Annotated in this window: 23 protein-coding genes and 1 other RNA gene; 4 read left to right on the top strand and 20 right to left on the bottom strand. The window is 53.9% G+C overall.

Translation table 11 applies throughout. The features are described 5' to 3' along the window. Positions 1 to 1,201 precede the first annotated feature (1,201 nt). From EKN00_RS00560 to EKN00_RS00550, 3 genes are all read right to left on the bottom strand, one after another. Positions 1,202 to 1,495, bottom strand: coding sequence for an ArsR/SmtB family transcription factor (locus tag EKN00_RS00560; RefSeq protein ID WP_206611252.1), 294 nt, complete (start codon positions 1,493 to 1,495; stop codon positions 1,202 to 1,204). A 219-nt stretch (positions 1,496 to 1,714) separates the two neighbouring features. Next, complete coding sequence (locus tag EKN00_RS00555) at positions 1,715 to 2,272, bottom strand: NUDIX hydrolase (RefSeq protein ID WP_127848186.1); 558 nt, start codon at positions 2,270 to 2,272, stop codon at positions 1,715 to 1,717. A gap of 217 nt (positions 2,273 to 2,489) precedes the next feature. Further along, positions 2,490 to 3,359: a DegV family protein gene (locus EKN00_RS00550; RefSeq protein WP_241559427.1), complete on the bottom strand. Its 870-nt coding sequence runs from the start codon at positions 3,357 to 3,359 to the stop codon at positions 2,490 to 2,492. A 368-nt stretch (positions 3,360 to 3,727) separates the two neighbouring features. Here EKN00_RS00550 and EKN00_RS00545 point away from each other — a divergent pair, with 368 nt between their 5' ends. Continuing rightward, positions 3,728 to 5,434 carry an NFACT RNA binding domain-containing protein gene (locus EKN00_RS00545; RefSeq protein WP_127848184.1) on the top strand — a complete coding sequence of 569 codons (1,707 nt, stop codon included), beginning with the start codon at positions 3,728 to 3,730 and terminating at the stop codon, positions 5,432 to 5,434. Between the two features lie 204 nt (positions 5,435 to 5,638). Here EKN00_RS00545 and EKN00_RS00540 read toward each other — a convergent pair whose 3' ends face one another. The 7 genes from EKN00_RS00540 to EKN00_RS00510 form a co-directional block, all read right to left on the bottom strand. Next, entirely contained in the window at positions 5,639 to 8,503 is a 2,865-nt protein-coding gene (locus tag EKN00_RS00540; RefSeq protein WP_164847972.1) for an ATP-binding protein, read from the bottom strand. Between the two features lie 13 nt (positions 8,504 to 8,516). Next, on the bottom strand, positions 8,517 to 9,593 hold the full coding sequence (locus EKN00_RS00535) for a carbamoyl phosphate synthase small subunit (RefSeq protein WP_127848182.1): 1,077 nt from the start codon (positions 9,591 to 9,593) through the stop codon (positions 8,517 to 8,519). Between the two features lie 339 nt (positions 9,594 to 9,932). Beyond that, on the bottom strand, positions 9,933 to 11,222 hold the full coding sequence (locus EKN00_RS00530; RefSeq protein ID WP_127848181.1) for a uracil-xanthine permease family protein: 1,290 nt from the start codon (positions 11,220 to 11,222) through the stop codon (positions 9,933 to 9,935). 136 nt (positions 11,223 to 11,358) lie between these two features. After that, on the bottom strand, positions 11,359 to 12,276 hold the full coding sequence (locus EKN00_RS00525; RefSeq protein ID WP_127848180.1) for an RluA family pseudouridine synthase: 918 nt from the start codon (positions 12,274 to 12,276) through the stop codon (positions 11,359 to 11,361). Continuing rightward, complete coding sequence (lspA, locus tag EKN00_RS00520) at positions 12,276 to 12,731, bottom strand: signal peptidase II (RefSeq protein ID WP_164847971.1); 456 nt, start codon at positions 12,729 to 12,731, stop codon at positions 12,276 to 12,278. The genes EKN00_RS00525 and lspA overlap by 1 nt, the downstream gene beginning before the upstream one ends. 24 nt (positions 12,732 to 12,755) lie before the next feature. Continuing rightward, positions 12,756 to 14,429, bottom strand: a complete 1,674-nt coding sequence (locus EKN00_RS00515) for a formate--tetrahydrofolate ligase (protein WP_127848179.1) — start codon at positions 14,427 to 14,429, stop codon at positions 12,756 to 12,758. 1 nt (position 14,430) lies between these two features. Continuing rightward, positions 14,431 to 14,820, bottom strand: a complete 390-nt coding sequence (locus tag EKN00_RS00510; RefSeq protein ID WP_127848178.1) for an EbsA family protein — start codon at positions 14,818 to 14,820, stop codon at positions 14,431 to 14,433. 28 nt (positions 14,821 to 14,848) lie between these two features. Between EKN00_RS00510 and EKN00_RS00505 the strand changes: the two genes are divergently transcribed. After that, positions 14,849 to 15,244, top strand: a complete 396-nt coding sequence (locus tag EKN00_RS00505; RefSeq protein WP_127848177.1) for a ribonuclease HI family protein — start codon at positions 14,849 to 14,851, stop codon at positions 15,242 to 15,244. 112 nt (positions 15,245 to 15,356) lie between these two features. Here the strand turns inward: EKN00_RS00505 and EKN00_RS00500 are convergent, their stop codons facing one another. The 9 genes from EKN00_RS00500 to EKN00_RS00460 form a co-directional block, all read right to left on the bottom strand. Next, entirely contained in the window at positions 15,357 to 15,671 is a 315-nt protein-coding gene (locus tag EKN00_RS00500; RefSeq protein ID WP_127848176.1) for a hypothetical protein, read from the bottom strand. Positions 15,672 to 15,728: 57 nt separating this feature from the next. Next, positions 15,729 to 16,103, bottom strand: a complete 375-nt coding sequence (locus EKN00_RS00495; protein WP_127848175.1) for a hypothetical protein — start codon at positions 16,101 to 16,103, stop codon at positions 15,729 to 15,731. Between the two features lie 138 nt (positions 16,104 to 16,241). Continuing rightward, the gene (locus EKN00_RS00490; protein ID WP_164847970.1) at positions 16,242 to 17,237 is read right to left on the bottom strand and encodes a helix-turn-helix domain-containing protein; all 996 of its coding nucleotides are present in this window, start codon (positions 17,235 to 17,237) and stop codon (positions 16,242 to 16,244) included. A gap of 379 nt (positions 17,238 to 17,616) precedes the next feature. Then, complete coding sequence (locus EKN00_RS00485; RefSeq protein WP_127848173.1) at positions 17,617 to 19,521, bottom strand: M13 family metallopeptidase; 1,905 nt, start codon at positions 19,519 to 19,521, stop codon at positions 17,617 to 17,619. A 191-nt stretch (positions 19,522 to 19,712) separates the two neighbouring features. Continuing rightward, the gene (locus tag EKN00_RS00480) at positions 19,713 to 19,946 is read right to left on the bottom strand and encodes a hypothetical protein (protein ID WP_127848172.1); all 234 of its coding nucleotides are present in this window, start codon (positions 19,944 to 19,946) and stop codon (positions 19,713 to 19,715) included. 238 nt (positions 19,947 to 20,184) lie between these two features. Then, the gene (locus EKN00_RS00475) at positions 20,185 to 21,312 is read right to left on the bottom strand and encodes a THUMP domain-containing class I SAM-dependent RNA methyltransferase (RefSeq protein WP_127848171.1); all 1,128 of its coding nucleotides are present in this window, start codon (positions 21,310 to 21,312) and stop codon (positions 20,185 to 20,187) included. Positions 21,313 to 21,463: 151 nt separating this feature from the next. After that, positions 21,464 to 21,829: RNase P RNA component class B (gene rnpB, locus EKN00_RS00470), an RNA gene on the bottom strand. A gap of 19 nt (positions 21,830 to 21,848) precedes the next feature. Next, positions 21,849 to 22,235 (bottom strand): cell division regulator GpsB, encoded by a 387-nt coding sequence (gpsB, locus tag EKN00_RS00465; protein ID WP_127848170.1) that lies wholly within the window; start codon positions 22,233 to 22,235, stop codon positions 21,849 to 21,851. A gap of 75 nt (positions 22,236 to 22,310) precedes the next feature. After that, complete coding sequence (locus EKN00_RS00460; RefSeq protein WP_241559426.1) at positions 22,311 to 22,880, bottom strand: SLOG family protein; 570 nt, start codon at positions 22,878 to 22,880, stop codon at positions 22,311 to 22,313. Positions 22,881 to 22,950: 70 nt separating this feature from the next. Between EKN00_RS00460 and recU the strand changes: the two genes are divergently transcribed. Both recU and EKN00_RS00450 read left to right on the top strand, forming a co-directional pair. Continuing rightward, the gene (gene recU, locus EKN00_RS00455) at positions 22,951 to 23,598 is read left to right on the top strand and encodes a Holliday junction resolvase RecU (protein ID WP_127848168.1); all 648 of its coding nucleotides are present in this window, start codon (positions 22,951 to 22,953) and stop codon (positions 23,596 to 23,598) included. A 7-nt stretch (positions 23,599 to 23,605) separates the two neighbouring features. Next, positions 23,606 to 25,876: a PBP1A family penicillin-binding protein gene (locus EKN00_RS00450; protein ID WP_127848238.1), complete on the top strand. Its 2,271-nt coding sequence runs from the start codon at positions 23,606 to 23,608 to the stop codon at positions 25,874 to 25,876. A gap of 150 nt (positions 25,877 to 26,026) precedes the next feature. Here EKN00_RS00450 and EKN00_RS00445 read toward each other — a convergent pair whose 3' ends face one another. Continuing rightward, on the bottom strand, positions 26,027 to 26,647 hold the full coding sequence (locus EKN00_RS00445; protein WP_127848167.1) for a DnaD domain-containing protein: 621 nt from the start codon (positions 26,645 to 26,647) through the stop codon (positions 26,027 to 26,029). Positions 26,648 to 26,658: the final 11 nt, after the last annotated feature.

The raw sequence follows: 26,658 nt of genomic DNA, 5'->3' as shown, positions 1-26,658 counted from the left end.
TACAGGACGTGCATTTGTCACTAAGATAGCTTCTTTCTGCGTTGAATTTGGTAAAAGTGTTCGAAATGTTAAGACAATATGTTAACTATACATTAAATTTATGAAGGAATCATGACGTAACGGACAAACGCGATACTTTGCAGGTGCTTTTGGAATGATTGAGCAGCCGGATAATGTCAAAAATTCGGGAAAATACCGCAAGTCGCCAGAATCGTGTCTGTGGGTAAAAATCTAGCATTGTGTGGTTGTGCGCCGCATTCGGTAGTGTCAATCAGCTTTGACCTGTACGCTGGCGCGTCGGCGGATGGTTCTACAGCAAGACGCTGGTGCGTGGTAGTAATTAACGGTTGTGTGAGTTCAGATACTAAATAATCTGTGTGCGAGAATTATTCTGGCTGAATTCGGACAGGCGACCAGGCACCGCAAACCGCGGCGGCAAGCGCCGGGGTGCATTTAGATGATTAATTAGTGCGTGCACTAATTATATCTGACGTGTCTTCTGCGTATAATATATATTATGTAAACTAGAAAATATAGAAAATAGCGCCGGCATCTTTAACCACCCCACTACCACAAATGCGAGCCAAATAAGCAATAATCAGCGAATTGAAGCATCGTGCGTGGCAGCCAGCACCCAAGCCTCCGATGCAGCCGATTATCTCGACCTGAGACGTCAATTCTAAGCACATGTTCACTCGGTTAGCTGAGCAACTGATCGAAGCGTGCAATTAAGTGACCGACGCCGAAAATGGTTTTGCCGGCGCACCCGCAAATAATTCAGACTGCATGCTGCCCGAATTCAAGTCATTGGCACCTTCGACCAACTTGCTGCTTAACTGGTAGTCACCAACGAGTGCTTACGCGAATTTTGGTCTAACCCAAGTTGGTCAAACTTCAACTACCACACATTACCGTGCAACATCATGCTAAAACAGAGAATCCAAATTATGAGGCACCACGTTGGTTGCGAGTTTGCAAACCGCAAAATTCGGTTGCACATTGGCTGACACAACCACAGATAAATAACGCTGGGATTACCACGAGCACGCGTAACACGCGAAAAATAGAAAAATACATGAAGGATGGTACATTTGCCAAATTTCTCGACGGAAAAGCATGATTACACCAATACTCACGTGGTGCCAGCGTTGCTACAATAGTTTTAAAATCATCAAACCGAGGCACTTGCACCCACTTTGTCTCACAAAGTTGCTAGGAATCCTGGCAATACGCCATCGAAAACCATCTTGTTTAATTGCACATCCTTAGACTGCCCGTGCTTAACAAATGTGATTAAACCGGCCTCATGCATGATCTTTAGGTGATAAGAGATGGTTGATTTGCCGACATTGAACGCAGCACTGAGTTTCCCGTATTCCATGTTGTCGTGATTTTCGTGTAGAAGGCGAACTATGGCCAAACGGTTCTCGTCTGCGAGTGCCTTGAAGATTTTTACGCGCAATTCATCATTGCTAATCGATTGTTTTATATTCATAGAACAATTGTAGCACACACGCTAAAGGCCTGCAAAGCAATGTTTTGGGAAATATGAGCGCAGCCTGGCTTGGGAGCAGTTCCGTCCGAAAATTGCGGATCCCCATAAATATGTTTAGATTTAAATAACGGTATTAGAAGTGCATGTCCCCCTGCCTTGAGATTTGCTACATCAAAAAACCACCAGCATATGCAACATATTGCTGGTGGCTTTACACAATCAGATTTGGTTTTCGTGCAGCCAGTACATGACGGTTGCAATGGTCTGCGCTGATGTAATTTTGCCGGTTTTGATTGCCGCCAAGATGTCGCTGACGGCTACTAATTCGGTCGTGACGAACTCGTCTGCGTCGAAATGCTTGTCCGTGCGCTTTTCTGGATCAATCGTGGCGGCGAAGCAATGCTGCAGCTCATTGGTCATGCCCTCGCTCGCGGTGATGGTGAGCAGTGGCTCCAAGCTTTGCATTTCGTAGCCCGTCTCCTCCGCCAGTTCACGGCGTGCTGCTTCTTCTGGGGTTTCACCGGGATTAATCAGCCCAGCAGGCAGCGCGATGGCTTCACGATTGACCCCTACCCGATATTCGCGTGCGATTAGGGCCTCCTTGCGATCAGCGGTGAGTGCGAGAATCACCACTGCTGGTGCGTGGTCAATGAGGTCCCGGTGCACCGTCAGCCCATCCGGAGTGGTGATAACTTGCTTGCGGACGCTAAAAATAGGGCCCTCATATGCGGTTTCGGCGGACTCAATCTTGCCTGGGGTTGGTTCAAAGTCAATCATGTCTATTTCCTCACATTCTATTTTATTTGGCCTGTGATGCTGTTCACAATATCTCTGTGACAACTTGTGAATTTGGTTCATGGCGATTTTAAGGCTGTTTCGTTCACATATTCGACCAGTTGCCAGTCAATGAACTATTCACGTATTATTAGTTTTTGTCTTCTTCACCAAAAAAAGGCCAGGACGTCTGCCCTAGCCTTTTGATGAAAGCACTGAATTAAGCTTTGGTGAAGTCCTTCATCCAAGCGAGCGCGATCGCCTTTTCGCCTAAGTGTGTCCCAATCACGGGGCCGAAGAAGGAAATTTCGAACTCGATGTTCGGGAATTTTTCCTGCAGCTCGGCCTGCCACTTTTCGGCTGCCTCTGGGTCGTTGGCGTGAATGATGAGGCCACGAACCGGGTAATCGACCTTCTCTAGCGCCTCGTTAAAGAGTGTTTCCACTCGAGCGTAGGCCTTCTTAAGTGAGCGAATCTTTTCGATTGCCACAATCTTGTTGGTTGTGGGATCAAACGTCAGTAGCGGCTTGATTCGCAGCATACCAGCGACGAATCCGGCTGCGTTGGATAGGCGGCCACCGCGAACCAGGTTTTGGATGTCATTGACGATGAAGTATTCGTCAATCGTGCCGCGCAAATCATCCAGACGGTTAATAATCTGGTCGACCGTCTTGCCTTCCTTCGCCATTTTTGCGGCTTCAAGGGCGAGCCAGCCCATCAACTTAACCGTGATTTTGGAGTCATAGATGGTAACGTCCACACCATCGAGCTCAGTTACCGCTGCCCGAAGCGTTTGCTGGAACCCAGAAATCGTGTTGGCCAGATGAATGCTGATGATTTGTTCGTAGCCGTCATTTTTCAAGTTTTCGTATAGCTTCAACATTTCGCCGAGTGGTGGCTGACTGGTACTGGGGAATGTCTTAGCAGTTTTTAGTTTAGCGTAGTATTCTGCTGGCGTAATGTCGACGCCCTCATCGTACACGGTCCCATCAAGAATTACAGGAATCGGGACGACGGTGATGTTTGCCGCTGCAGCCTGCTCTTTTGTTAAGTACGCCGTGCTGTCGGTAACAATCGCAATCTTCGTCACTTTCTCAGCTCCTTCACAATAATCATTATAGAATATACCACACGAAACCGGCGCTGGCGAACTACGAATTGCTGAAAATGCCGCTGTATTCGCATTCATTTGGATTCTTATCCAAATCTTCACGCGATATTTTTCCGCTTTGCTGTAATTTTTCCGGGGCTGACATCTGGTGCTATAAGGCCCTGCACTGGCACGCTTACGGACAATCGGTGGTAATTGCCCGAACGTAGGCGGCGGATGCTTTGATGCGTCCCGGGCAAAACGGTATAATTGCTAAGTACTAATCTGCCATTACTTGGTGGATTTAACTTTGTGCGGAAGTGTTTAGCATCTATATTGGGTGTTGCACTTAGATAAGGAGAACAATTATGTCATTTGATGGGATGTTTACCCACGCCATGGCAGGCGAACTCGCGGACTTACTCACGGGTGGTCGGGTCATGAAGGTGCAACAACCTTACCAAAACGAAATCGTGCTGACGATTCGTGCACGCGGTAAGAGCCGGCCGCTACTGCTGTCAGCCAATCCGCAGTACGCCCGGGTGCAAATCACCGCAATTCCGTTTGCAAACCCCGCGGTGCCATCGAACTTCACGATGACGCTGCGTAAGTACCTGGCTGCGGCAACCTTGGTTGAAATGCACCAGGTTGGCGCCGACCGCGTTTTGCACCTGGATTTTGCCAGTCGCGACGAACTGGGCGACGATATTAAACTGCGGCTCGTGGTTGAACTCATGGGCCGCCACTCGAACATCACGCTGGTGAACGTCGAAACCGGCAAGATTCTTGACCTGATTCGTCATGTCCCCGCCGATGAGAACCGGTACCGCCTGCTGATGCCGGGGGCGGATTACGTTGAGCCACCGCACCAGGACAAGCTCAACCCATTTACCGCCAGCAGTTCCGACTGGGTGCCACTGGTCGATCAGAATCCTGACGTGCCCGCTTTAGCCAAGGCAATTCAGACACGTTTCCAGGGTTTTGCCCGTGATTCCGCCGTGGAACTAGCAACGCGCATGTTGAGCGGTCTCCCCGGTCCGGCCTGGGACGGGTACTTTGCCGCGCTGGATCAGCCTGAACCAACCATTACCACCGATAAGAAGGAGTTCTTCACCGCGACGCCGTACGTGACGCTTCCAGGTGAGCGGCAGACCTACCCTACCCTGTCGGCCATGCTCGACGCCTTTTATGCACAAAAAGCCGAGCGTGCCCGCGTCAATCAGGTTGGGAGCACGGTTATCCGGGTGCTGAAGAACAACATCGATCGGGTCACCTCCAAGCTCAAAAAGTTGGACCGGTCACTTGAGGAAAGCGCCAAGGCTGATCGGTTGCGTATTCGTGGTGAAATTCTAACGACGTATTTGAACCAAGTTCCCCGCGGAGCTACGAGTGTTACCCTGCCGAATTTTTACGACGACATGAAACCCATGAAGATTGCCCTGTCGCCGGAACTCGGGCCCAATCAGAACGCGCAGAAGTATTTCACCCGGTACCAGAAGCTTCGTAACTCGGTCTCCCACGTGCACGAGCAAATTGCCGTTGCCAAGGAGGAGCTGAACTACCTGCAGGGCATCGAGGCCCTCGTTGACCTGGCTGCCCCTAAGGATTTGGAAGACATCAAGACCGAACTCATGGAATCGGGTTACATTCGGCGCCCGAAGACCAAGGGGAAGAAGAATAAGCGCGTGAAGGTCGCAAAGCCGGACAGCTTCTGGGCTAGCGATGGCACGCACATCCTGGTCGGGAAAAACAACCTGCAAAATGACCAGCTCACGCTGCGAACCGCGGCCAAGGACGACATTTGGCTCCACGCCAAAGACGTTCCTGGTTCGCACGTCATCATTGAAAGCAACCACCCGAGCGACAAGACCCTGCTCGAGGCGGCTAACCTGGCAGCCTTCTTCTCGCGTTCACAGTACTCAGCGAACGTTCAAGTCGACTACATTCAGGTCAAGCGTATCAAGAAGCCAAACGTTGCCAAACCTGGGTACGTCATCTACACGGGCCAAAAGACGCTGGCGGTTACGCCGGATGAGGCCTTGGTGAACAAGATGCGCGTGCGGCCAACAATCTAAATGACAAAACCCCTGAATTGTGGAAGACATTCGGGGGTTTCGTCATTTTTAGCTATTTCGTTGCGATTGGTGACCAGTGATCAGGTGTAGATAATTTTTGTTATGTAAACAAGGGCTTCAATAAGACGCCCTTACCTCCAAAAACCAAAACCAGGTCGACCATCCGCGCATATTGTCTGCGCGACTGGTCGACCTGGTTTTTTCCTATTCATTTTCAGTTGGCACTAGTGGCGCTAACGAGAATGCTCGCGCCTCAAATACCTGCAAAATCGCATCCGCAGCGACCGTGTTGAGAACCGGAACTGTGTGGGCCGTTGCGCGGCGCCGCAACTGATCATCCGGTTCGTTCATCACGATCAGCTGCACATCGTTCAGCTGCTGGGCGTGTTCGTGCCCGACAATTTGGAAACCAAGTGACGCGAGCCGTGGTGCCAGTTCGTGACTAGCCTCGGTCCCCTCCTCGAGCAGAACCGTCCCGTGATCTAGAAGTGGCTCGTGGGCGGCCGCAAAAGCCTTGATGAGTGCCTTCCCGAGTGAAAGGTCACTGCCCATGACCAATCCGGTCTGAACGGTCTCGGGAATTGATTTTCCGGGGGCCATCAGCCCGCTGCGCAGCACTGGGAGCAGCACGTGCACGCCCGGTGCTTGCGGCAGCTGGCCGGACTCGACGTTGCTGTCTTCGAGCTTTTGGCCGAGCAGTACCCGGCACGCAAGCGTGATGGCGTCACAGCGCAAAGTCTTGGCGAGGAACGGAACCGTCGCGCTGGCACTTGGGCCGATGAACGTGACGGTAATTGTGCCGTCTTCGACCACCATGTCGGCGTGCACGAACCCAACCAGGCCCATCATCTTGCTCATCGTCACGGTGATGTCGATTGCTTTGTCCGTCATTGGCGCGGCCTTCTTGCGTGGTGGTGTCACCGCCAGCACGGTCCCCGCCCGGCTTTCGTTTTGCTCCAGGCTGTTAATGACCCCCATGACGGCGACGTTCTCCCCGTCAGCAATTGCGTCCACGGCCAGGTGCGTTGCGCTTGTCGTAGTTTTGACGTTCCGGTCCTGTGCGACACGCCACTGTGCGTCGCTGAGCCCGTCTAGAATCGCGTCCAGCTGTGCACGCGGAACTTTCCGCGTTGCCCCGACAGTCGAGCCCAGAACGGGGATGTCGAGCTTGCTCAGCATGCGCGCGACGCTACTACCTTCACGCCCCGCTGTCTGGCAAATCACACCCACTGGCTGCTCGATGTCCACGATGTCGCGGATTAGTTCTGGCGAAACGTTGCTGATGTAGTGTTTTGCACCCGGACAGATTAGGGGCCGCGGGCTACTGCCGACGAGAATCGGGGTGTAACCCGCATCGTTAATCGCCGTCAGCATCTTGGTGCTAATAGATTCGTGGGCCAAATTGAGCCATGGGGCCGCGGCGTTGGGCGCCAGGACGATGACCCGTTTGGTCCCCTCCGCGACACTTTCATTTTCCTGCTCGTATGTTGCGTAGTACGTCGCGGTTGGCTGCTGAATGAGCCCCATCCCGTCCAGTGCCTTGAAGGTTGGGTTGATGCCGGCATCGGCGCGCAGTGCACGCACCTCGGACTCGGAACTTGACCATATGTTTGCAATGGTCGTGTCCAAAAAGCCGTAGCTTTTAGCGGTGTGCAGGAGCGCTCGATCATTTGGGTTTTGCGCAAGGTTGCTTGCGGTGCGCACAAGGGTGGCAACCGCGGCGATGAAGATGCGGTTAACGTGGGCTAATTCGGCCAATTCTTCAACCGTGTAGTCCCGCTCGAGTGCCACCCAAAAGGCCGCGAGTCGCAAGTCGCTGGGGTGAATGATGTGTTGCGTTAACGCATCCTCATCCCAGGCACGCATGCTAGCGGGAATGACGGTCGTTGGTGATTGGCGCAGGGAGTAAATGCCCTGAAGCAGCACCGATTCCAGCATTCGGCCGGCGGTGATGATGGCACCGCCAGCGGCCAGCTGCGGTCCTAATTTGGCCCCGCTAAGCCCCGATTGTGGGAACTGCGGGAACCGAGCCACGATTGCGTCGATGCCCGGTTCGATAGCGGCGACCATACGGGGTGCATCTGGGACGTCACCGTTAATGTTGATGTCGGCGAGGTTGCGGCCCAGCGCAACGGCGGTGTTGACGGTGGCCACTGGGTAGCCGGTCGCCCGTTCAACGAGGTCAGTTCCCCAGGCCAGGCCGAGGCGGAACTTGAGCATGTACCAGTTAGTGCTCGTTGGTTCGACCGCAAAGGACACCGTTGCGACCCCTTGGAGGTCAATCGCACGTGCCACCTTGAAGCTGGCGGCTCGCAGCGCGCTGCGGTCGGAGTCCGTCAGGGATTGCGCGGGCGTAATGGCGACGGTGTTCACCGGGTTAACGCCAACGGGGTCGAAGTTCTCGAGCGTCCCGAGGAGCACGCATGTGTCGGCTGCGTCCCGCATGACAACCAGCTCGACGGCCTTAAAACTACGAATCGCGCGTTCAATCAGAATCCGGCCGCCACCAATACTGTCGGTAATCATGTCAACTAGTTCGCTGCTGTTGCGGGCAATACCGCGCGTTTGGCCGCGCCGCATCATGACTGGGTACCCGATGTCGTTGGCGATGGCGAGGGCTTCTTGCTGACTGCTGGTGTAGGTGGATTCTGGCAGCGGGATTTTTTCACTTGCCACCAGCTGCCGGAATGCCTCGCCGTCTTCGGTCTGGTTGATTGCCGCCAGCGGACTGCCGAGCAGCTCAACGTGCAGCTGGTCGAGTAGCCCACTGGCCGCGATTGTGCGCACGATGTCCAGGGCAATTTGCCCACCAGCAGTGGCGATAATTGCATCCGGATTTTCGCGGCGAATTACCTGGCTGACGAAATCAGCTGTCAGGGGCGAAACATAAAAGTGGGTGGCCATCCGTTGGTCGCGAAAGACATTGGGGTCGGACGTGACCAGGATGACCGTTTTGCCAGCCGCCACTAGTGCCCGGCAAGAAAGGTCAGTGTCTGCGGCCGATGTTGCGGGTTGGGCCGAACTAACTGGCCCAGATCCGATTACGAGGACTGATTTAAAATTTGTCATGTTCCTCTCCTCCCTATAACGGCGCCGCATTTGCGTCCATTAATTCCATGAATTCGGTGATGATGTGGTCTGCATCCCCGCTCCCCGGGGCCCCTTCCGGCTGAAACTGCACGGAAAACGCCGGGTACAGGCGGTGTCTAAGTCCCTCAATTGAGCCATCCACAACGTTGACGTGGGTCACCAGCAGCTTGTCTGGCTCAATGCTATCCGCACTAACCCCGTAACTGTGGTTTTGTGTCGTGATGTCAACGCGGCCGGTCGCGACCTCCCGCACTGGGAAGTTCAGGCCGTGGTGTTCGTTTTGCAGCCGCACCGTTTCCGCACCGTTTGCCCGGGCGAATAACTCGTGCCCGAGGCCAATGGCGAGCAGTGGCAGCTTATCCTGAATACCGCGGATCATCTCTTCGGCGTACGCAACATCCCCGGGGTCGCCCGGGCCATCCGACAGAACCACCCCGTCTGGACTGAGGCCGATAATCGTCTCGGCCTTGGTCGGAGCGGGCACAATGGTCAGATTGCAGTTGCGAACGGCCAGTGCCCGCAGCAGGCTGTGTTTGAGGCCGAAGTCGACCACCACGACGTTTCTGCCGGTTGCTGGTGATGGGTACGGTTTTTCGGTTGAGACCTGCTGGACCTGGTTGTGGGGAATCACGAGCGCGCGTAACTGGTCGTACGCATGTTCGTCATCGGCGTCCACGATGCTGGCCTTGAACGGGTGCCCCGCGTTGCTGACGTGGCGCATGAGTGCCCGCGTGTCGATACCGAAGATGCCGGGGATGCGCATGCGGGTGAGAAATTCGTCGAGGGTCATCTTGCTGGCAAAGTGACCGGGAACGTCGGCCAGCCCGGCGATAACGACTCCTTTGATTGCCGGGTCGATGCTCTCATAATCATCCCGGTTGATGCCCACCGTCCCAACGAGCGGGGCCGCGAACGCCAAAATTTTGCCCGTGTTGACTTTGTCGGTAATCGTGGCTTGGTAACCCGTCATCCCGGTTTGAATCACTAATTCACCAGTGGTCACGATTGGGGCACCAAAACCAGTTCCGGCAAATGCAGTGCCGTCATCTAAAATTAAGTAGCGGCGCATATTTATCACCCTTTCTGGGGCGGCGTTAACGGCCACCCTGCTCGCACCCTAACTAGGGCGCGTATGTATCGGAACCGGGCGCAAGCGCCCAGGTTCATGGTTGTTGCGAAGTTGTTACGCTTTCAATTATATGTTTATCCGCTTTTATTTACTACCAATTATGCGCTACAGAATAGCCAAATTGCGGAAAGTGATTTGGCGAAGGTGCAAGCCACTGCGATTTTGGGTGAATGATTAAATCTCTCTTTTGTTTGCAACATCGCCTAGGTAAACGCGGCAATTGCCTTAAAAAAAGCCACCTGATCCGCGAACGGACCAACTGGCTTGGTTGGAAACAGGTTATTCGTTGGCGGCCTTAGCGGGCAAAACGAGGTTCAAGATAATGCCGATGACCGTGGCGAGGGCCAGACCGGAGAAGGTGTAATTGCCAAACTGCAGGCTGGCGTTGCCGATGCCGATGACCAGGATGGTGGACGCAATCATCAGGTTGCGTTTCTTGTTGAAGTCAATCTTGTTGTCAATCAGCACGCGCAGCCCGTTGCTGGCAATGACCCCGAATAGGAGAAAACTGATGCCGCCAATGACGGGACTCGGAATGGACCGGATGAGTGCACTGAGTTTACCGATGAAGGCAAAGACGATGGCGAAGAAACCGGCGCCTCCCAGGACGTAGATTGAGTGCACCCGCGTCATGGCGAGCACCCCGATGTTCTCACCGTAAGAGGTAACGGCGGGCCCACCAATCAGACTGGCGATGATGGACGCGGTCCCGTCCCCCGCCAGCGTGTGGTTCAACCCGGGGTCCTTGAAGAAGTTGCGCCCGGTCAGCTTATCCAGCACCATGATGTGCCCCATGTGTTCGGTCATGGTGACGAACGCGATTGGCGCCATCGACAGGATTGCACCCCAGTACAGTTTTGGCTGGTAGGTTAAAAACGGCACCTGAAAATCAGGCAGGCTAAACCACTTGGCAGCGACCACGCCGGAAAAATCGACAATTCCGAACGCCAGGGCAATCAGGTAGCCACTGACAATCCCGAGCAGAATTGGCAGCAGGCTGATGAAGTTCTTCAGGTACATGTTGTAGATGATAGTCAGAATCAGCGTCAGCATTGCCACCGCGAAGTAGCGCAGGTCGTACACCGACGTGCCGTTTGCTAGTGTCCGCATTGTGGCATCGGTCGCGGCAGTACCGGCCAGTGACAGGCCGATGACCATGACGATGGGGCCAACAACGACTGGGGGCAGCGCCTTGTCAATCCAGTCACTACCGATGAAGTTAACCACCAGTGCGACAATCAGGTAAACAATCCCCACAGCCATGGTCCCCTGGGCAATTGCCGGATAGCCGGCACCCTTCATTAGCGCCTGCATGACGGTGATGAAGCTAAACGATGAGCCCATGTACGCCGGGATTTTGCCTTTGGTAATCAGGATGTACATGAGTGTCCCCACCCCACTGCTCATGAGGGCAATTGATGGGTCCAAGCCGACAAGAATCGGGACAAGGACGGTGGAGCCGAACATGGCGAATAAGTGCTGAATGGATAGCCCCACCCACTGCGGAAAGCTCGGGCGGTCCCCGATATCTAGAACTGCTGCATCATTGTGAAATTCTGTTTGTGCCATGATTTGCTCCTAACTGTATTAAAAAATGCCCCCCGTCCAGAGTTAGATGGGAGGCACAGTTTGACCCTCGCAAGGGTGCCGATTTCCTTCGAAGCCTCTCTGGACTCAATTAAAGGTATTTAGATTATGGACAAGCTTACCGAATTCGCTTGGACTTGTCAATGCCGGCGCGCAGGTCGTTCAGCGTTTGGGCAAAGATTGGCGGCACGTCGGCGGTAAAGAGCATCTCCTTGCCGGTGGTTGGGTGAATGAAGCCGAGCACCGCTGCGTGCAGAAACTGGCCGTGACCGGGCAACGTGCGCTTTGGTCCGTACACGGGATCGCCGGCAACGGGGTGGCCAATGTAAGCCATGTGCACCCGAATTTGGTGCGTTCTGCCGGTCTCGAGGATGCAGCGGACCAGCGTGTAGTTGCCAAACCGCTCCTCGACGGTGAAGTGCGTTACCGCGTGGCGGCCACCCGCCTGGACCGCGATCTTCTTACGGTCTTTGGGGTCGCGGGCAAGGGGTGCGTCAACGGTCCCCTTGTCCTCAGGAATATTGCCGTGCACGATGGCGAGGTACTCGCGCCGGTTGGTCTTGGCGTGGAGCTGCGCGCTTAAACTGACCATTGCTTTTTGGCTCTTGGCCACCATGAGCAGGCCCGACGTATCGCGGTCGATGCGGTGAACAATGCCCGGGCGAATCACGTCATTGATTGCGGCCAGGTGTGTGTGGTACAGCAGTCCGTTCACGAGCGTTCCGTCTGGGTGGCCGGGTGCTGGGTGCACCACCATCCCCTGGGGCTTGTTCACCACAATCACGTCGTCGTCTTCATACACGATGTCGACGGGAATGTCCTGGGGTACGGCATCCAAAACGGTTGGTGCGGGCGGGTCAATCTTAATGGTGTCCCCCGCGTGCACCTTGTAGGACGGCCGCGCCGCTTTGCCATTGACGGTTATGCGCTGGTCCTGGAGCCATTGGTGTACCTGTGACCGGGTGAATTCGGTGAAGGCATCGGCCAACACTTTATCAATCCGGCCACTTTGAGTGGTGATGGTCAGCTCCGGCATTACTGTTTACCCCCATCGTTATCGAAGAAGATGATATACACGGCGACGAGAATCACCCCAACGGTCAGGCACATGTCGGCAATGTTGAAGATGGGAAAGTTGATGAAGTCGGTCTGGAACATGTCCACGACGTACTGTTGGTGCAGGCGGTCGATGAAGTTGCCAATGGCGCCCGCCAGAATGAAGGCGAGGCCGAGCCGGTACATCGGCTTGTTTTTACTGTCGCGCCAGAGGAACGCAACGACGATGAGTGCGACGATGGTGACGATGTAGAAGAACCACTGCTGACCGGAGAACATGCTCCAGGCAGCGCCATCGTTGCGGAGGTTGGTGAAGCTGAGGACACCGGGAATCAGCGTGTGGCTGGTGTTCAAGGCGATGTTGGTAGCAACCCAGCTTTTGAGCAGTTGATCGGCGACGATGAGTACGGCCGAAAGAATTAGATAAATTATCACGTTTTAGCTTCCGTTCTGTTTGGTTTAGAAGAGTCCTGAAATTACGCCATCATCATCGACGTCAATGTTGTTTGCTGCAGGCACTTTCGGCAGTCCCGGCATCGTGAGAATGGCACCGGTTTTGACCACGAGGAAGCCCGCCCCCAGTTTGGGGATGATTTCGCTGACGTGGATGGTGAAATTCGTGGGGGCCCCCAACTTGGTGGCGTCATCGCTGAATGAATACTGCGTTTTGGCCACACAGATTGGTAAGTTTTCCCACCCGTTTTTCTTGATGACTTTGAGGTTGATTTGGGCCTGGTGACTGAATTCGACCCCGCTGCCGCCGTAAACCTTCTGCACGATGGTCGCCAGCTTGTCTTGGATGCTCGAGTTCGGATCGTAGAGGGGCTTAAATGTGCTTGGCTGGTCGACTGCCGTCAAAACGGCGCGGGCCAATTCCTCCCCGCCAGCACCGCCATCAGCCCACACGGTTGTGTTGATTGCCTGCACCCCTTTTTGGGCACAAAGCTCCTGAACCAGGCTGATTTCGGCGGCGGTGTCCGCAGAAAAAGCGTTGATGGCCACCACAACGGGCACGCCGTAATGTTGCATGTTGTCGATGTGCCGCTCAAGGTTAGCAAACCCCTTGCGCAGCGCATCCAAGTTTTCGCCGGCAAGTTCCTTAAGGGTAACGCCCCCATTGTACTTGAGTGCACGCACGGTTGCGACAATTACGACTGCATCGGGCGTTTTGCCCAGCACTGGGGCCTTGATGTCCATGAACTTTTCCGCACCCAAATCGGCACCGAAACCGGCCTCGGTGATGGCGATGTCCCCGAGCGCAAGGGCTGCCCGGGTTGCCACGACCGAATTGCACCCGTGGGCGATGTTGGCGAACGGACCGCCGTGAATAATCGTCGGGGTGTGCTCCAGGGTTTGCACCAAATTAGGCTTTGCTGCGTCCTTGAGCAGGGCCGTGATGGCGCCGGTGACGCCGAGGTCATCCACGGTTACCGGCTTGCGGTCGTAGGTGAAACCAATTACGATGCGGCCGATGCGCTGTTTCAAATCGTGGAGGTCGCTGGCCAGACACAGGACGGCCATTAATTCACTGGCAACGGTGATGTCGAATCCGTCCTCACGGGGAACCCCCTGGTACGGGCCCCCCAACCCAATGACGATGTTGCGCAGGGCGCGGTCGTTGATGTCGAGGCCACGCTTCCAGCTAATCCGCCGGGGGTCCAAGTTAAGGTGGTTCCCCTGCTGAATGTGGTTATCGATGAGGGCCGCGAGTGTGTCGACTGCGCACGTCAGAGCGTGCATGTCGCCCGTGAAATGCAGATTGATGTCTTCCATTGGCACGACTTGGGCGTAACCGCCCCCGGTGGCGCCGCCCTTCATCCCCATGACGGGACCTAGTGAGGGCTCACGCAGCGCCAGCACGGCCTTCTTGCCAATTCGGCGCAGCGCGTCACCGAGGCCAACCACGATGGTCGACTTCCCCTCCCCCGCTGGTGTGGGGTTAATGGCAGTGACTAGGACGAGTTTGCCCTGGGGCTTTGTTTGCAGCCGCTTCTGGGCCGCAAACGTCAATTTGGCCTTGAATGGACCGTACTGTTCAATCTCATCTGGGTGCAGACCCGCTGCCTCCGCAACCGCGGCAATTGGCTTCATCTCGGTGCGTTCGTTTGCTTGTGCAATATCAATGTCTGACATATTATTTGGTTTCCCCCTGTTGTTTGATCAGTTCGGCGACCTTACTTGCCCTGCGCCAGGTGCCGATTTGTAAATTCCCGTATGGTGTCCCCACGAGCGTTAAGCGGTGACTGCTGATCGCGGTGACCGTTAAGTTGTTGGTCGGAATTGTGAGGGTGTTGCTGGGCAAAACGCGGCGCAGGATTAGGTTTTCCCGGTTCACTACGCCGCGGTAACGGATAACCTGCACCAATACCACCAGGCTGGTGAGTAATGCTACAATGATTGCAGCAAGCGAGACGTTGGTGGTTTCCATCTGCAGTGAAATTGCCAGCCCGTATGCCGCAATGATTAGCCCCCAGAAGATAATTAGGTCCATGACTGGGGGTTGGTACGCAAATTTTTGTCGCAAATTAATCGCCATCCTAGGAAAAATTCATATGTTCAAATTGTACACAGACGCAGCAGTAAAAGGCAACCCAGGAACTGTCGGGCTCGGAATTATGATTGTGGGCGCGGATCAACCCATCGAAATAAGCGTGCCGCTTCCGCGCGGTCAACTGATGAGCAACCACGAAGCCGAGTTTTTGGCGGCCATCACGGGGCTACAGGCCATGGCTGACCGGGGACTTGCCGGCCAGAACGTTCAGTTAATCTCAGATAGTAAGTTGGTCATTGATGCGCTGAATAAGGGCTACGTCAAACACTACGCCGATTTGTACGACCGGCTCGTTGACGCGGCGGCCCCCTTTCCCCTGGTTATCCCAACGTGGCAAAATGACCGGCAGAACCGGCGGGCGCATGATTTGGCCCAAATGGCACTGCATCAGGCATAACGCCTTGAATCCGGGTTCTGGCCCTGCCGGAACGCGGTGCTTGAGGGCGGTAAAACATCAAAAAAAGTGGGCCGGAAGCCAATAGCTTTCGAGCCCACTTTTTGAATTAATCTTAAATATCGTCAAAACGTTTCGGGTTCTTGCGAAATTCTGCCTGGGCTTGCTTAATCATGGCGTCGGTTTCTTTGGTTAACTCGTCGCCGGTGAATTGATATGCATCCCGCAAATAGCCCATCGCGATTGCGTGGTAGTCATTCGTGGTCGCACCACCATCTTGCAGTAATTTGTCGACCCCTTGAGGCCACTGATCAAGAACCGCTACCAGCTTGTCCTCAACGTGGTGGTCGTGGAGAATGCGTTGTGCGGCGGATACTAACGAAATGTTCATATCGAGTCGAACAGCTTCATCTTGTTTCCTACGCTTCATTGTTTCTCACCTCACCAGTATTTTACCGCAATCTGGTGCGGTCCGGGGCATTTTTCGCTATTCTTCGGCCGCAAGCGGCAGGCCCACATCTACGTACGTGTAATTAATGCCCGATCCGGTGCGAATACCAAGCTCGTGCACCGCCAGATAGTGGATGTAGTGTTCCAGCCGCAACCAGGCACTGTAACTGCTGATTGGGAAATAGAAGAAGTTAGCTTGCGGCGTCAGCGGGACAAACGCCTTGGTTAGGTCCGCAGTCACGATGAGGCGCGCGATGTCGGGCGTCTTAACCATGTGGACGGCGGGCATTAACGCGAGCGAACTGGCGACGGCCGTGTAGATTTGGTGGTCCATCGTGTTGTCGATGTAAACCCGGACCTTCTCCAGGGCATCGGGCATCGCTGTGGCCAGTAACGGTAAAATTCTGGTCATCAGGGCTGTCTGGATACGCCGGAAGCTCTGCAAGTGGCTCGGCAAAGTGGCAAAGACCTGTTGAACGGCCTTCTGTAGTGAAACCGGGGTCTTGCTCCCGGCCGCGACGATGACCGGTTCAAAGACCGGAACCGATTGTCAAAGCAGGTTCATGGCAACCGTGATGGACAGCAAGTTGGCAATCAGCACCTGGTCTTCAAGCTGGTGTTCGTCAATTCCGGCGACTGCCTTGACCCGCTTAATCACGAGTGTGACGAGTTGCCATTCCGCCGTGTTCATGCGGGCGTGGTAGCCGATGAAGCGCGCAAGCAGTGGCTCTTGCGGTACGTGGAAGCCGGCCCCCAGCATGGACTGCAGGTGAATGAGCGCCATGGTGTTGGGCAACTCGTGGCCCAGTGCGGGGATGTGCCCAGCCAAATCCTTGGAGCCAGTGACGGTGAGTACCTCTTCAAGCGGGCGCATCGCGGGCAACTCGTGGTGCTGGTTGGCGCGGATGATGTTGACCGCGCAGATTACCTGCAGCCTGGAGTGCGCAAAGTTCGGCATGACCAGCTTTGCCGCTTCGATTCTTGTCGCGCTCTCTTCGGGTAAATCACCGAGTTCCGGGAATAGTTGGGTCCCGTCCTGACAGATCTGCCACAAGATTTCGCTGAGAGCCACGCGGGCAACCATTTCGTTACCACACAGGCCAATTGGATTAAAGGCAAGGCGCAAATCAAAACGCCGCAGAAAGGCACTCATGTTTTTGAGGCGCCGTGAGACCGTGGCCGTGCTGGTGTTTTGTGCCACGGCAAAGTCCTTAACGGTCCATTCTGGGTGTTGCACCACCGCAAGCATGAACTGTCCCACTAGCGATTTGCGCATCAAATAGACCGCATAGGCGGGTGCGGGAATGTTGAATTTCTTCAGAATTGGTGCTGAGGTTGGCACGTACTTCAGCCCCCGCTCACCGCGGAGCTCGTTGAGTTCATCACTGATAATCTGGATCATCCGGTACACGCTGGTACTGCTGACGCGACGAAGTTTTGCCACCGCCTCGGCTGTTTGGTATTCGCGGGGTAAATCGACGTATTGCTGATAAAACTCTAAACGCGCCTGGTCATTGTGCCCTAAAAAAAGTTGATAGGTTAACATTTTTTCACCCATTTTCCCGTTCACACTGGTTTTCTGCGCGGTATCCCCATACCGTTTGGGCAGAAGACTCAGTGTGAAGCATGCTACATCCTTTTCCCTACTTAAATTATACCGGGTGGCGTGACACCTATGGGAAAAGGGGCTAACTTTTTGGCTTTTTTTGCGTGTACGTTACAAATGTCGCGACACATATTTGTGTTTTTTGCAAATATGCATTTATGAGTTGGCACCAATAATGTTTGTCCCCACCAATGGTCAGCGGCGACCAGGCGTGTGTGCCACCTTCTATTTTGTGACAGCGATGATTCCGCGCATCCTTCAGCCACCAAAAAAACCGCCGCGAAACTGGTAATCCAGTTTCACAGCGGTTTGATTGATGCTACCAGATGGTAATGCGTTTTTCGGGTTCCAGGTACATCCCGTCGTCTGGCTTAACGTCGAATGTCGTGTACCAGTCGTCGAGGTTGCGTGGCTGAATGTTAGCACGCAGGTAATGCGGCGCGTGCACGTCAATCGACAGAAGCAGCTGCGCGTACTCGGTCCGTTCCTTCATGCGCCAGATGCGCGCCCAGTTGGTGAAGAATGCCTTCAAATCAACGTCGGGTTCCTGTTTGGCAGTTGTGAGTGCCGCGGACAGGCCACCGGCATCGGCGATGTTTTCGCTGACGATGAGCTTCCCGTTGACCTTCCCGCCAGCGAACTCAATGCCGTCGAATTCGGCAATCATTTCCTGAGTCAGGTCATTGAACTTCTTGTAGTCGTCATCTTGCCACCACTTGTTCAAATTACCATATTCGTCGAACTGGGCCCCGTTGTTATCGAAGCCGTGCGAGATTTCGTGCGCGATAACTGCCCCGATGCCGCCGAAGTTTTCGGAAGATGATTGTTTCAGTGAGTAGAACGGTGCCTGCAAAATTGCTGCGGGGAACGTGATGTCGTTGCGTGATGGGTCGTAGCAAGCGTTAACGAGGTGTCCGGGCATTGCCCATTCGGTGCGGTCAACCGGCTTGGTCAGCTTGTTGAACTGCCACTGCCGCTTTGCCGCGCTGATGGCAACCACGTTCTCGAGCAAACTGGCGTCCGGGTCAACGGTGAAGGTGTCGTACATTGCGTCAACCTTGTCTGGGTAGCCCATCTTGAGCACCATCTTGTCCAGCTTAACGATGGCCTTTTGACTAGTGGATTCGGAGAGCCATTCGTTCTTTTGCAGCCGATCCTTGTAGGTGGCAATCATGCGTTCAACCATCTTGGTGACGTCGGCCTTCGCCTCTTCACCAAAGTAGGTCTGCCCGTAGTAAACACCGATTGGTTCTGCAAAGTAGCTGTTGGCGAGCCGGTAAGCGGACTTCTCCTTAGAAGGTGCCGCGGCCAGACCGCTCAGAGCCCGGCCGTACGCCCCACCAGCGACGCGCAGTTCGTCGCTCAGGTAACCGGTGTGGCCTAACAGGTCCTTAACGTACGCCCACGCCTTGTAGCTCGCGAAGGTGTCTGCGTTGAAAAGCGTTGCTGCTTCGTCAAGGAAGCGTGGATCGTAGGCAATAACCTTGTTGGGCAGTGCGGGCATGGTGTCGTTCAAAAAGCCGACGAGGTCAAATGAATCGGTCTTCTTGGCCGCTTCTGTGAGGTCGATTGGGTTGTAGCATGCCGGGTAATCGGCCCATTCTTCGGAGCTCTTAACCCGCTTAGCGATTTCGGCATCAAAGGCCAGTGTGGCGTCCAGGTATTCAGCCTGTTCTTTTTCGCTCAAGTCAGTTTCGGCCAGCAATTTAGCTGTGGTTGTCCGCCAGGTTGCTAGTAGCTGCTTGCCCTGTTCATTACCTTCAGCGTAGTAGGTCGTGTCCGGCAAAATGGTGCTTGGTCCCGTCAGCACAACGGAATTATGGCTGGTGTCCTTCATGTCGGCATCAACGTCAACGTCAACGGGCATGACAAAGCCGTTTAGTGCCAGCTGGCCCGCCTGAGCATTGAAGTCTGCAAGTGAAGTGAGCGCCTGAATCTTGTGCAGGCGCTTCAGTTCGGGAGCAATACCGTCCGCGTCACGCTTGGCAAAATTCGATGCCACCTTGTACAGTTCAACGGCCTTGGTGAAGTAGCCGTCAGTGGATTTCTTGCTGCCATCCGCAACCGCGTCGAAGTCGGCCATCAAGGTCTTTTCTACCTCGTCGGCCAAATCCTGGAAGCCACCCGTTGTTGCCTTGTCGTCGGGAATAACCGCAGTCTTCGCCCATTCGCCGTTAACGGCGTTATATAGGTCATCTTGGTACCTTGGCGTTTCATCTGACATATATTGAATCCTCCCTAATCATGTATGTACTTAATCTATTTCTAATAACTACATCATTGTACTCAAAAACAACTAGAAGATAAAGTTCAGAAAGCAAGTTGTGTCTGCCATATTCAGGTTTTTGCCGGAAAATAGCCGCATAAAGCAAAACTGCGCCGATAAATTCGGCGCAGTTGCATCATATTCAACTGTTAATTGGTGCCTGCCGCGATTCGCGTGATGGCATATCCTGGGATCCGTTTAATCCCCGACTTGGTTTGAACTAAAATCACCGAGCGGTCGGCAAAGGGTTTTACCTGACCGGGGATGATTTCTTTAATCGTCCCCTTGCACTTCCGCTTGTCCATAGTGGCGACGGTGACCTGCTCCCCGGAAATCCGGGCCTCGCTCAACCGTTTGAGAATGTCAATCATGCTTTCGCCCATGCGTTAGTCCTCCTCTTTCATTGTTGAAATCGGTTACAAACACATTGTACCCCGTAAGTTGCTGTGTGTGGGCGATTTACGGAATGGTTGCCAAAATTTAATATTTGGCCCAGATTGGCCAAATACCCGGAGCGAAAACGGGCGGGCTGCTGTGTTCAGATGCAAACAGACCCGCTTCAGTAGTCAATTGGCTGAAGCGGGTCTGTTGATGTGCATTTAGTCGACTCGGGTGTACCTGTTACTTGTGCGCCCGCTTGCCCCAGTACTGGAACAGGTCGGTGCGAATTGCCCCGTTGTAGAGTTTGCGGCGCTTGGTGGCTTTTTGGCCGTAGTACCGTTCGAATTCAAGATCCCCTGTCAGGATGTACTTGCTCCAAGTAGGCATTGTCCGGTAGACATCGCCCATTTCGGTGGCGAGCCGGCGTGCAACTTCGACGTCATTCATCCGCTTACCGTATGGCGGGTTCGCAATGATGACCCCATTTTCGAGGTCGGTGTGGAAGTCCTTAACGGCGACCTGGCGGAAATGGATATCGTGGAGCACACCTGCGTTTTGCGCATTGACGTTCGCGATTTCAATCATTTCCTGGTTGATATCCCCACCAATAATGGTGAGTTCGCGGTCGTTGATCTTGGCGTGCGCATCGGCGCGAACATCTTCGAGAATGCTTGGCTTCATAAATTGGAAATTACTGAAGGCAAATTCACGTTTGATCCCGGGGGCGATGTTCCGGCCAATCAGGGCAGCTTCAATTGCAATTGTCCCCGAACCGGTAGTTGGATCGTAAAATGGCATGTCGGGGTGCCAGTTGGTCAGTAAAACTAGCGCCGCAGCGAAGTTTTCCTTGAGCGGTGCGGGCCCCTTAGCCACACGGTAGCCCCGCTTGAAGAGTGAACTCCCAGTGGAATCAATCGTGATGGTCGCGATGTCCTTCAGAATGGACACCTCAAGTGGATATTTGTCACCAGTTTCTGGCAGCCGGGAGTGCCGGTGGTATGTGGTGCTGAGGCTGTCAACAATCGCCTTTTTGGTGATGGCCTGGACATCAGGTTCGGAGTGTAACTTGCTGCGAACTGCGCGACCGGCAACGGGGAATTGTGCGTCCATTGGCAGGTAATCCGCCCACGGAATCGCCTTAACCCCTTCGAATAGGTCATCGAAGGTCAGTGCCTTGAACTGCGCCAAGATAATCTTGATGCGGTCGGCGGACCGGAGCCAAACGTTGGTGTACGCAATGTCCCGCTCGTCGCCTTCAAAGTACACCTTCCCGTTTTCGGTGCGCGTGGTGTAACCCATGTCCTGTAATTCGTGGGCGGTGACGGATTCAAATCCGGCCGCCATCGTCGCTACTAATTGGTATTTCATGTTTCCCTTTCCCTGGGCGCAGCGCCCAATGCGACCGTTTGGGCCGCGTGTGCAACAGGTAATTCCTGCAGTTCTTGTTTTGCGTTCATGCAAATTTTTGAATACATACTAAAACAGCTTGGGTTGCCCCAAGCTGTGCCTGCCTGTAAACCCCTATAGGCCATGTTTTGTTCCGGCCGGAAGTCAGGCACTTCCGACCATTAGTAATCATCTATCTTAGTGCAATGCACTATTCCGCCGTCGGTTCAATTCCCATGGCGAAACGCCCCTACCAAAGTTTGGGTTACTCGCTTGCGGGGTTTACCCGTTCCATTCCAGCCGTTTCCGGTTGGCATCGTCCCTGTGGCACTGTTCAGACCTACTCGCGCATAGCTTTCGCCTTAGCGCTTTTGGTCGCCGTTACCGATTGCTCGGTACCCAGGCTTATTGGGCCTGGCGCAAACACTACAGGCATCGCAGCCTGTGCGGGCATGGACCTTCCTCACGCTGCAAAAGCAACGCGCAATTACTTGTGGTTTACAGGTTTAGTAACAAAGTTAAAATTGCCCACGTTCATGTGGATCGGCGCCTGTCTGGTTTTCACCAGCAAGCTTGCTCCCAAACACGTGCCGTTCGAGGTTCGACAACCGCTTCAGGATGTCGTAATTCGTGGCAGCAGTGCTGGTTGGCGCAGCGGTACTTGCCGTCCCCTTAGCAACTGTTAGCTGCTTGTTGAGTTCATCAACGCGACTAATGAGCCGAGCCCGTTCGTCGTTGAGACGGTCAATTTCGGTTGCGTAGGCTTCGTAATCCTTAATGATGGAGTCGAGATATTCGTCGACTTCGTCAGGATCGTAGCCCCGCATCTTAGTTTTAAACTGTTTATTGAGAATATCTTTTGGTCCGTATTGGACACTGAATTGCTGTTCGTTTTCTGAATCCATATTATACACCTCGGAAATTCCCACGCGGGGATGTTTTTATTTTAGCATAAATTATTAGTTCTGAAAATGATTATTTTATTCAAAATGCTTTTCGGCCTCGTTCTCCGCGAGGGTTCGCGCTACTTCTTCCAGGTCGTCCATCGTGATGGTTCTAACGTCGTAGTTACGGGCGGCCGGCAGGTTGGTTGCGCGCTTGTAGTCGAACTCGGTTTTGCCCGGAAACTCGGGATCATACACGAATAGTGCCCCATCTGTGTGTGCCGTCATAAACTGACCGTACTGCGCTAGTTGATAACCCGACTGGTACGGCTGATTGCTGATGCTGGCCGAAAAATCGACGCGCTCCCGCAATGCCGCCAGCTGGCTTTGGCTTTCTTCCTGCCAGCGATTGCCGAAGTTGAGGTAGGGCAACATGATTGCTACTTGCAAATTCGGGTAATCAGCCTTAAGCTCCATGCCGACTTCCGCTGCCCATTGCTCCACCCCCTGCTGGCCGCCGGTGATAATCCACTCGAGGCCATCATCAAGTGCTTCTAGTAGTACATTTCTTAGTGAATCTTTAATTACCGGGATGTGTGGGTCCTTCTGCCCATGAACGTTAAGCTCATAGGCACGATAACCGGTCACCCAAAGGCGTTTTAACACGGAAACTCCCCCTCGATACGCGCGCTTGTGTGTCAAAATTGTTATAATAAAGCACAGGAGCGTGATGAACATGGCATTCCACTACCCAAATGGTAGTTCATACGCGTCGGCAAAGCAATCATCTACCCCAGAAGTTAAGCCCCACAGTAACACAATTTATGGTGGCCGGGGTATGACGCTCGAGGACGAACTGAACGCCGCAAATGCGTATTACTTACAGACAGGGCGCGCCGTTGTCCACAAGAAACCGACGCCAATTCAGATTGTGCGGGTTGATTACCCCGCCCGCAGCAAAGCGGTTATCCGTGAAGGCTATTTCAAGACGCCATCAACCACCGACTACAATGGCGTGTATCGCGGCTGGTATCTGGACTTTGAAGCCAAGGAAACCAAGAATAAAGCAAGTTTTCCACTAAAGAATTTTCATCAGCACCAAATTGACCACATGCGTGCATGCTTACGCCAAGACGGCCTGTGTTTTGTCGTGATTCGATTTGCGACACTGCACCGGCTGTTCCTATTACCGGCAACGCCAGTAATCATGGCCTGGGATGCGCAAATCACTGGTGGGCGCAAATCCATCACGCTGGACACAATTCTGGCGGATGGCTATGAACTCACCCCACAGCTTGTTCCGACCGTCCCCTACCTAGATGGGGTCGATTGGCTGATCAAAAAGAAAGTAGGTACTCTTCGTGGCAAGAACGAACCCGAATGATTCACGAATGGCCAAGAAACGCGAACAGAGACAAGGCAAACGGCAGGAGCAAAAGAAGCCGCGCGCAAATCACCCAATTCGCCGGGTGTTTAAGTGGCTGGGAATTGTCGTGCTGGCCGCCTTTATTTTCGGTGTCGGATTGTTTTCGTACTACGCAAAGGACGCACCGACCATCACGCTGGCAAAACTGCAAAGTGACGGGAGCTCGACCCTTTACGCGCTGAACAACAAGCCAATCACGTCGCTTGGCATTGAGAATCGCGATTACATTAACGCGCAGAAGATTCCCCAGCAGCTCAAAGACGCGGTGGTCTCCGTTGAAGACAGCCACTTCTACAACGAACCGTTTGGGGTCAACCCCATTCGCATAGCTTCGGCGGCCGTGAATAACGTGCTACACCGGGGTGAGTTGCAGGGTGCCAGTACCCTTACCCAGCAGCTGGTCAAGCTGTCGGTATTCTCAACCAAGCAGTCCGACCAAACCCTAAAGCGTAAGGCCCAAGAAGCCGTCTTAGCGTTCCAGGTTGAGCAAAAATACAGCAAGGAACAGATTCTGGAATTCTACATTAACAAGGTGTACATGAATTTCGGTCAGTACGGGATGGAAACCGGTGCCCAGTACTACTATGGTAAGTCCCTCAGCAAGCTTTCTCTTGCACAAACCGCCTTTATCGCTGGTCTCGGTCAATCGCCAGTTGGCTACAACCCGTACACACATCCTGAGGCGGCAAAAGAGCGGCGCGATGTCGTGATTGATGCCATGCTGAAGAATAAGAAGATAACGGCGGCTGACGCAGCGGCTGCGAAGGCCACCCCAATATCATCCGGTATGGTGAAGCAGCAAACTGCTCAGGCAACCAGCGAAGATCAGCAGGTCGTTGATAGTTACGTCACCTCCGTCATTAAGGAAGTCCAGAAGAAGACCGGCCTGAACCCGTACACTTCGGGGATGAAGATTTACACCAATCTGGACTTCGATGCCCAGAAGAAGCTGTACAAGATTGTTAACACCAATGATTACGTGAACTTCCCCGACAAGAAGTTCCAGGCCGCGGTCACGATGACTGATCCGGAGACCGGGCAGGTGATGGCCCAGATTGGTGGCCGGAAGACCGGCTCGGTCCAGCGGGGTCTCAACCGGGCAACGCAGACATCGCGCTCCAACGGGTCCACAATGAAGCCGATGATGGATTACGGTCCTGCCGTTGAGTACCTGAGCGCATCGACCGCCACGAACATCGCCGATGAACCCTTCACCTACCCGGACGGGACAGTTTTGCACGACTGGGATAACAAGTACATGGGCAACATGACTATGCGGTCTGCGCTCAAGCTTTCCCGTAACATTCCGGCAATTAAGATGCTGGAAAAAGTCGGCTTAACCCGCGCGAACAGCTTCCTTAAGGGTCTTGGCATCACCCTCTCCAAGGCGGAACGGTCAGCCTACGCGTCCGGGATTGGTGCCGGAATTTCCACTGAAGAAGAGGCTGCTGCTTATGGGGCCTTTGCCAACGGTGGCCAGTACTACAAGCCTTACTACGTGCGCAAGATTACCACCGCTGATGGTGTTTCGACGTCGTACTCGTCCACGCCAAAACGAGCGATGAAGAGCAGCACGGCCTACATGGTGACCGATATGCTGAAGGACGTTATGCTGAGCGGGACCGGGACGTCCGCCAAAACCGGTAATCTGTACGAAGCGGGTAAAACTGGTAGTGTTAACTACTCGGATGCCGAACTTGAGCGGAACTCTTCCCTCCATGGCCTGAACAAGGATGAATGGTTCACGGGTTATACCCGCAACCGGGTAATTTCCGTCTGGACGGGTTACGATAAGCCGCTAGAAGACGGACTGGGTGCCACCAGTCAGCGCATCGCCCTGCTAATCTACAAGAACCTGATGGCCTATGTGTCTGCAACCCTAGAGAACAAGGATTGGAATAAGCCAAGTTCAGTCATCGCTAAGAACATCAACGGTCAGCGCGAGTTGTTCGTTGCTGGTAGTGAGGACCTGCAGAACTTCAGCGCTGATGAATCATCATCAAGCAGCACAAGCAGCTCGTCCAGCGAATCGAGTTCGACCAGCTCCGTTTCGTCTAGTGAATCAAGCAGCAGCGAATCAAGCAGTTATAGCGCTGAGAGTCAAAGCAGCGCCACTGATAGCAGCAATCAGACTGACAACACGCAGAGCAGCCAGACTGCCTCAAGTAAGCCAAGCGACAAGCCAGCTGCTGGAAATAATTCAAGCAGTGCTAGTTCCACGCCAGCCGGTCACTAACCGCGGAATTACCTGCAAAACAGCCCCCGTTAGATTTGCCGTGATTTACGGCAAGCCTAGCGGGGGCTGTTTTGTATCGATAGTGTGTTACAAGCAAGCCAACAACAAGGGCCAAAGCCGGCGTTCCTGCCAGCTTTGGCCCTTGTTTGTTTATAATGAATCGAATTTTTGCTGCTGGCGCCGCACTGCTTCCGGCGTCGTTAGGTGCTGCTTTTCCCACCGCAATAGAACGCGGTCCATGTACTTAAGCGAGTACGCTTGGTTCAGCACAGCCTCCCGTAATGCGAGGCTGATGAGGTCGGGGTTGTAATGGTCGATGTTCAGCCAGTCCCGAATCATTTGCTGCTCAATTGGCGTCAATAGCCGGCCAAACTCGGTTTCGACTTGGCTGGTTACCTTGCGAATTGGTGATTCACTAGCCGTTTTAACGTCGGTTTCTGGAGTTACCGGTTTTCCGCTCAGCTCTTCTAGAAGCGGCGTCACGTCATAATGGTCAACCAGTTTACCCGCGGCGTCCGTTGTCGTTACCAGTTCCACGGCCTTCTTGGCGCAGAGGCTATTCAATGCGTTCATGAACGTTGTGCTCTGCATCTTGGCATCGGCGGCTAATCGCTGCAGGTCAGGCGCATCGGAATGGTTTTGGACGTACTGGCTTAGAAATAGGTACACCATTAACTCCGTGGACGTCAGGTCCGTACCCTTGAAGTTCGTGAATAATAAGTTGGAAAAACTACTACTACCCGCGTTGATGTAAGCACCAAGATTGGTCATGACGGTGCCCC

The sequence above is a fragment of the Lacticaseibacillus hulanensis genome (assembly GCF_004010095.1).
GTDB classification, from domain to species: Bacteria; Bacillota; Bacilli; order Lactobacillales; family Lactobacillaceae; genus Lacticaseibacillus; species Lacticaseibacillus hulanensis.
Note: the sequence above shows the minus strand (reverse complement) of the source record. Positions and strands in the feature narration are given on the sequence as shown.